At 64.9% G+C, this 6,347-nt stretch carries 7 protein-coding genes; 1 reads left to right on the forward strand and 6 read right to left on the reverse strand.

Annotated features, from left to right (window positions below):
• Positions 1-2: 2 nt before the first annotated feature.
• Genes KHP16_RS28045 through KHP16_RS28060 form a run of 4 tightly spaced genes read right to left on the reverse strand, consistent with a single transcriptional unit; the run spans position 3 to position 4,202 of the window.
• The gene (locus KHP16_RS28045) at positions 3-656 is read right to left on the reverse strand and encodes a cytochrome c oxidase subunit 3 family protein (RefSeq protein WP_415831396.1); all 654 of its coding nucleotides are present in this window, start codon (positions 654-656) and stop codon (positions 3-5) included.
• Positions 653-2,410, reverse strand: coding sequence for a cytochrome c oxidase subunit I (ctaD, locus tag KHP16_RS28050; protein ID WP_109584958.1), 1,758 nt, complete (start codon positions 2,408-2,410; stop codon positions 653-655). Before ctaD ends, KHP16_RS28045 begins: the two co-directional genes overlap by 4 nt.
• Positions 2,411-2,434: 24 nt before the next feature.
• A complete protein-coding gene (locus KHP16_RS28055) occupies positions 2,435-3,649 on the reverse strand; it encodes a cytochrome c oxidase subunit II (protein WP_211961625.1) in 1,215 nt (404 codons plus the stop codon).
• A 49-nt stretch (positions 3,650-3,698) separates the two neighbouring features.
• Positions 3,699-4,202 (reverse strand): hypothetical protein, encoded by a 504-nt coding sequence (locus KHP16_RS28060; protein ID WP_121492248.1) that lies wholly within the window; start codon positions 4,200-4,202, stop codon positions 3,699-3,701.
• Positions 4,203-4,397: 195 nt separating this feature from the next.
• Between KHP16_RS28060 and KHP16_RS28065 the strand changes: the two genes are divergently transcribed.
• Positions 4,398-4,580, forward strand: a complete 183-nt coding sequence (locus KHP16_RS28065; protein ID WP_109584955.1) for a hypothetical protein — start codon at positions 4,398-4,400, stop codon at positions 4,578-4,580.
• A 110-nt stretch (positions 4,581-4,690) separates the two neighbouring features.
• Here the strand turns inward: KHP16_RS28065 and KHP16_RS28070 are convergent, their stop codons facing one another.
• Together KHP16_RS28070 and KHP16_RS28075 are read right to left on the reverse strand one after the other, a co-directional pair.
• Positions 4,691-4,876, reverse strand: coding sequence for a rubredoxin (locus KHP16_RS28070; RefSeq protein ID WP_109584954.1), 186 nt, complete (start codon positions 4,874-4,876; stop codon positions 4,691-4,693).
• Between the two features lie 145 nt (positions 4,877-5,021).
• Positions 5,022-6,347, reverse strand: a 1,326-nt coding sequence (locus KHP16_RS28075) for a DUF748 domain-containing protein (protein ID WP_211961627.1), incomplete at its 5' end; no start/stop codon positions are given.

A 6,347-nucleotide genomic window follows, 5' to 3' on the forward strand; every position in this document is an offset into this window, starting at 1 on the left:
TTTCACGCGGTACCGCAGAGGTAACGCACGATCTCGGGCGTCAGCCAGCCCAGGGCACCGAGCAACACGGCCCACACCGCCAGCAGGAAATGCCAGTACCGCGCGCATAGCCGAATACGCATCAGCGTCCGCGGCCCGCTGCCGCGATCGGTCACGACCATCGTCCATGCGGCGATGCCGCCCAGCATGTGCAACCCATGCATGGCCGTCAGCAGATAGAAGAAGCTGCCGGCGGGATTGTTCGCGGGCACCACGTGCATCGCGTACAGCGCCTCCCATGCCCAGAGCTGCGAGGCCACGAACGCGATCGCCCCGGCCCCGCCGAGCCGCAGCGCCAGGCGGGCGGGCGCCATGCGCCCCATCGGCGCGAGCCGCGCGGCCACCTCCATCGCCACGCATGCGCCCACCAGCAGCCCCGTCGAAAGCCACGTCTGCAAGGGCAGCGCGATGCGATGCCAGTCGGGACTGTCCATGCGCATGACGTACGCGGCCAGGAACAGCGAGAACAGCGAGGTGACCACCGCGATGAACGCCCACAGGCCGACACTGCCGGGCATCGGCGTGCGCGCCTCGTGCCGCGCATCGCCCGACAACGCGCCACCATCGCCGCCGCCCGCGCCGGCGCCCCCGGCGGCGAAGTTCGATTCGGTTTTCATGCCACTGCCCCCCGGCTCGGATGCGGTTCCGGTTCCCCGCCGCCCGCATCGGGCGGCGCATTCTGCGCGATGAAGTCCTCGCGCGCGCCGGGCACGCTGTACGCATAGGCCCAGCGATACACGACGGGCTGGTGCGGCCCCCAGTTGCCATGCGCCGGCGGCGTCTGCGGCGTCTGCCATTCGAGCGATGCGGCGCGCCACGGGTTGGGCCCGGACGCCCGGCCGCGCACGAGGCTCCATCCGAGGTTGAACACGAAGAGCAACTGCGCCGCCGCCACGATGAACGCGGCGATCGAGATATACATGTTCATCAGGTGCGCCGATTCGGGAATGAACGCGTAGTTCTCGTACGCGTAGTAGCGCCGCGGCATACCGAGGATGCCGAGGTAGTGCATCGGGAAGAAGATCGCGTAGGTGCCGATGAACGTGATCCAGAAATGGATGCGGCCCATCGTGTCGTCTAGCATGCGGCCCGTGACCTTCGGGTACCAGTGGTAGATGCCGCCGAATACGACGAGAATCGGCGACACGCCCATCACCATATGGAAATGCGCGACGACGAAATATGTGTTCGACAGCGGAATGTCCACGCTGACATTGCCAAGGAACAAGCCCGTCAGCCCGCCGATCACGAACGTGCTGATGAACGCGATCGCGAACAGCATCGGCACGGAGAAATGAATATCCCCGCGCCACAACGTGATGACCCAGTTGTAGACCTTGATGGCCGTGGGCACCGCGATGATCAGCGTGGTCGTGGCGAAGAAAAATCCGAAGTACGGATTCATGCCGCTTACGAACATATGGTGGGCCCACACGACTACCGACAGCAGCCCGATGGCGAGAATCGCCCACACCATCGTGCGGTATCCGAAAATACTCTTGCGCGAATGGACGCTCACGAGATCGGACACGATGCCGAACGCGGGCAGCGCGACGATGTAGACCTCGGGGTGGCCGAAGAACCAGAACAGATGCTGGAACAGCAGCGGACTGCCGCCCTTGTAGTCGAGCTGCTGTCCCATGGACACCATCGCCGGCATGAAGAAGCTCGTGTGAAGCGTCTTGTCGAGCAGCATCATCACGCCGGACACGAACAGCGCGGGGAAAGCGAGCAGCGCGAGGATCGTCGCCATGAAGATGCCCCACACGGAGAGCGGCATGCGCAACAAGGTCATGCCCTCGGTGCGCGCCTGCAGCACCGTCGTCACGTAATTGAGGCCGCCCATGGTCGCCGCGACAATGAAGATCACCAGCGACACGAGCATCAGGATGATGCCCCAGTCGTAGCCGGGCGTCCCCGGCAGGATCGCCTGAGGCGGATACAGCGTCCAGCCGGCGCCCGTGGGCCCCCCCGGAACGAAGAAGCTGGCCAGCAGCACGAGCACCGAGAGAAAGTACACCCAGAAGCTCAGCATGTTCAGGTAGGGAAACACCATGTCGCGCGCGCCGATCATCAGCGGGATCAGGTAGTTACCGAAGCCGCCGAGAAATAGCGCCGTCAGCAGGTAGATCACCATGATCATTCCGTGCATCGTCACGAACTGGTAGTAACGGTTGGCGTCGATGAACGAGAAGTGCCCGGGAAAGCCGAGCTGCAATCGCATCAGGTTGGACAGCGCGACGCCCACCAGCCCCACGAAGATCGCGACGATCGTGTACTGGACGGCAATCACCTTGTGGTCCTGGCTCCAGACATAACGCGTCCAGAAGCTCCGTGGCCCATGGTCCGCGGCATCTTCGGCGTGGCTCATGCGTGACCTCCCGTGTTGTCTCTTCTACTTCGCTCCCGCCTGTGGCGCACCGTTCGCCACGCCCTGTACCGCGGCGCCCTGCGCGCGGATGTACGCGGTCAGCGCGGCCACTTCTTCCTCCGTCACCGGCATCTTCGGCATCAGGGGACCGTAGCCCTTGACCAGCCGCGAGTGCGGATCCTCGATCTCGTGCCTCAGGAAGGCATCGTCAACGGGCGCCGTGCTCCCGTCCGCGAACGTTTCGGTCTTGCCGTACAGGCCCTTCCACGTCGGCCCGACGCCCGGCGCGCCGTCGACGCTGTGGCATCCGACGCAGCCTTTGCTTTGCGCGAGCGCGCGTCCCTGGTCGATCAATCCCGCCGCCGCCGCACCACCCGCACCACCCGCACCACCCGCACCACCCGCACCACCCGCTGCAGTCGGCGAGGCGGCCACGGGCGCCGGGGCGCGCACCTGCGTCATGGCGAAGGTCTGCTGGCGCTGCAGCCACGCGGCGAAAGCGGCGGGCTCATCGACGACCACGTGTCCGCGCATGTTGTAGTGCCCGACGCCGCAGAGCTGCGCGCACAGGATGTCGAAGCGCCCCGTCTGCGTCGGCGTGAACCAGAAAGACGTGATCATGCCCGGCACCATGTTCATGCGCGCGCGGAACGGCGGCACATAGAAGTCATGCAGGACATCCTTCGACCGCAGCAGCACCTTGACCGGCTGGTTCAGCGGCAGATGTACTTCCGGGCCGACGACGATCACGTCGTCCTGCCCGTTGGGATCGTCCGGATTGACGCCGAGCGGATTGGTCGCGCTGACGAAGCGCATGTCGGACGTACCGAGCTGGCCGCCGGCGCCCGCGAAACGGAAGGCCCACTGCCATTGCTGGCCCACCACCTCGAGCACCATGGCCTGCGGCGGCGGCCGCACGTAGTCGGCGTAGACGAACAGCCCCGGCGCGAGCAGCGCGATGATGCCGACCGTGGTAATCGCGATCAGTCCCCATTCGAGGCGCCGGTTTTCGGGGGCATAGTGCGCCCGATGCCCTTCGCGATGCCGGTCGCGCCAGACGATGTATCCGAGCAGGAGGTTGATGACGACGAAGAAGACGCCGGTGATGATGAGGGTAATGGTCAGCGTGTCGTCCATCTGTTTCCAGTTGGACGCCAGCGGGGTCGCCCACCACGGACTCAGGAAGTGAAAGAGCACCGAGGCGGCGACGAGGACCACGAGCGCAATGGCGATTGCCATATCCACTCTCCTCTGCGCGGCCGGTCGCCGCGCGGGACACGCAACCCGATCAGTGCATTACATCACGGGATTCGAGCTTCCAGTAGCAGATGGCCATCACCATGCCGAACAGCACGTGCGCGATCAACGTATGCCAGCCCCGCGCTTCCACGAACCAGGGGAAGGCGCTCGTCATCACGTAGAAGTTGAACAGGTACACGACCACGCCGAACACCGCGCCGGCCAGCACCGCCATGCCCGGGCTCGAGTCGAGGTGGAACGGCGCCATGATCGCGCCGAGCACCATGCCAAGTACCGCGCCGAGCACGAAGTGGATCACGAGAGCCGCGCCGACGGTGCCGATACTGAACAGCGAATTTTGCATCACGTCCTGACCCAAGACGATGGCCGCGATCATGCGCGTGGGCACCCATGGATTGACGCCCGACAGCATCGACGCCCAGAACAGCTCCAGCACGATCAGGAACGCGCCGCCCGCCACGCCTGACACTGCCGCGGCACTCCAGTCCGGCAGCCGGCGCACGTAGTGGTGCGAATGCATGTGAAGTTCCATGATGGCCTCCTTATCCCTTCGCCTTCGTGAGTCCAGCATAGGACACCTTTGCCATGATTCCGCGACATGGAATGCGCATGAATCGGGGACGCCACCTTTGAACGCGAAGATAGGGACAACCCTGAGGCGGACTGCCTTGTATTCGCCACACACGGCCTATACTGGAAGAACAAAGAGACAAGAAAGGAGACCGCCATGTTTCATCTACAGGCGCACGATCTTGTGTTTCTGCTCCCGATGGCCCTCGTCGGAATGCTCGCGATGGGCGCGGTGCCGGTAGCCGCCAAAGCGCTGAAGATCAGCTGCCGCTGCTGCGGCGTGATCATCGGGCTGATGATGGGCGTGCTGGTGCTGGAAGTGCTGCCGATGCTGATATAGCGGGGCAAGCGGAGCGGAAGCAGTACACGCGGCAAGCCTCTCCACACGTTGTGCGAGAGGCGGCAAACGCTTTGTCTTGCGGAGGACGGCGTTTGAAACGGTGGATCGAATCAGAGTTCGATCATCGCGAAATCTTCCTTGCCGACGTCGCACTCGGGGCAACGCCAGTCGGCGGGGATGTCTTCCCAGCGGGTGCCCGGCGCGATGTTGTCCTCGGGCCAGCCCTGCTCTTCGTCATACACCCAACCGCAAATCACACAAACCCAGGTCTTGTAGGCGACGGCTTCCTGCTGCAAAACGGCTCTCCGGAAAAATAATAGGAACGGGCCGCATGATACCGCGCATTGGGGGACGCCCCCCCTGCGCGCGCGTATTGCGGCCCGATTGACACCGAGTCGCTACCCGTTAGCGACCCGGTAGCGGCCCCGTGTTGGACGACGCTCACTGCCGGATCGAGAAATCCACGCGGTTGGGTCCGCCCTTGTCCTTGATGCCCTCGGCATTCAGCTTCGGCGCGGTCAGGAAGAGCTTCGCATCGGGCACCTTGCCCTCGCGCTCCAGCGCCTGCTTGACGGCCAGCGCGCGCTGCTCGGCAAGCGCTCGCAGTTCGGTCTCGGTGACGGGCGCGTTCTCGAGCAGCAGCTTTTCCATTTCCGCGGTAGGGAGCGACTTGGTCAGGCCGATCATGTTCGTCGGTTTCTTGAACGACTCGCGCTTGTAGACCGCCTCCAGGTACTTCGGATATTCCTGCGGCGTGACCTTCAGCTTCGCGCCCTGCTCGCCACCTTCGTCCTCATCCGCCTGGCCGCCGGAGCGCGCGCTGCGGCGCAGCTCGCGTTCCTTCTGCTCGGCCACACGCTGGTCGAGCCACACGCGGCGCGCGCCGTCGGCGTCGGTCGCGGGATCGATGCGGCCGCTGATCTCGAGCCGCAGCGACGGACGGTCGTTGAGCGCCTTGGCCACCGTCGCGATCTTCTCCTGCGCGTCTTTCGACAGCGTCGCGCTGCCCGGCGCGAACTCGATATAGCCGAGCTCCTCGCCACTGCCGCCAAATGCCGACGCGATCAGCGAGAACGGCGATGTGATGGCTTTGGTGAGCAGGTTGACGATGACGCGCACGATCACGCCGCCGATGCTGAACTCGGGATCGGACAGCGAGCCCGATACCGGCAGGTTCACGTCGATCACGCCGTTGCGGTCCTTGAGCAGCGAGACCGCAAGCAGCACGGGCAGCTTGGTTGCCGTCGGACTATCGACGCGATCGCCGAACGTGAGCTGGTCGAGGTAGAGGTGATTGCGGGCGTCCAGCTTGCCATTCTCGATCTTGTAGCCGACGTCCACCGTAAGCTTGCCCTTGGTGATCGGGTACCCCGCGTACTTGGTCGCATACGGCGTCAGGCGTGTGAGTTCCACACCGGCCGCCTTGGCCGCGATATCGAGGAACAGCTGCTCGCCAAGCGGGTTGAGCTTGCCGCTGATGCTCACCGGCGCGTCGTCGTCCAGGCGGCCGTTGAGCACGATATCCGCGGGCGTCGGGTCCGACGACGACACCTTGGAGATGGAGCCCTTCATGTCCGTCAGGTTTGCCGAATAGTTCGGCTTGACGAAGAAGTCCGAGAAGTTGATGTTGCCCTTGTTGATGGACACGCCGCCGAGGCGGATCTGCGGCGCGGGGCCTTCCGCCTTCGCGGTGCGGGGCGGTTGCCCGGCTTGCGCTGCCGGCGCGGATGCCGCCGCGCTTGGGGCGGGGGCGGGGGCGGGCCCGGG

It is taken from the genome of Cupriavidus plantarum, assembly GCF_905397285.1.
In the GTDB taxonomy this organism is placed as follows: domain Bacteria; phylum Pseudomonadota; class Gammaproteobacteria; order Burkholderiales; family Burkholderiaceae; genus Cupriavidus; species Cupriavidus plantarum.

Bases quoted from the DNA above. Each gene is read 5' to 3' on its own strand.
- ctaD (WP_109584958.1), bottom strand. From the start codon at position 2,410: ATGAGCCACGCCGAAGATGCCGCGGACCATGGGCCACGGAGCTTCTGG.
- KHP16_RS28065 (WP_109584955.1), top strand. From the start codon at position 4,398: ATGTTTCATCTACAGGCGCACGATCTTGTGTTTCTGCTCCCGATGGCC.
- KHP16_RS28055 (WP_211961625.1), bottom strand. From the start codon at position 3,649: ATGGCAATCGCCATTGCGCTCGTGGTCCTCGTCGCCGCCTCGGTGCTC.
- KHP16_RS28045 (WP_415831396.1), bottom strand. From the start codon at position 656: ATGAAAACCGAATCGAACTTCGCCGCCGGGGGCGCCGGCGCGGGCGGC.
- KHP16_RS28060 (WP_121492248.1), bottom strand. From the start codon at position 4,202: ATGGAACTTCACATGCATTCGCACCACTACGTGCGCCGGCTGCCGGAC.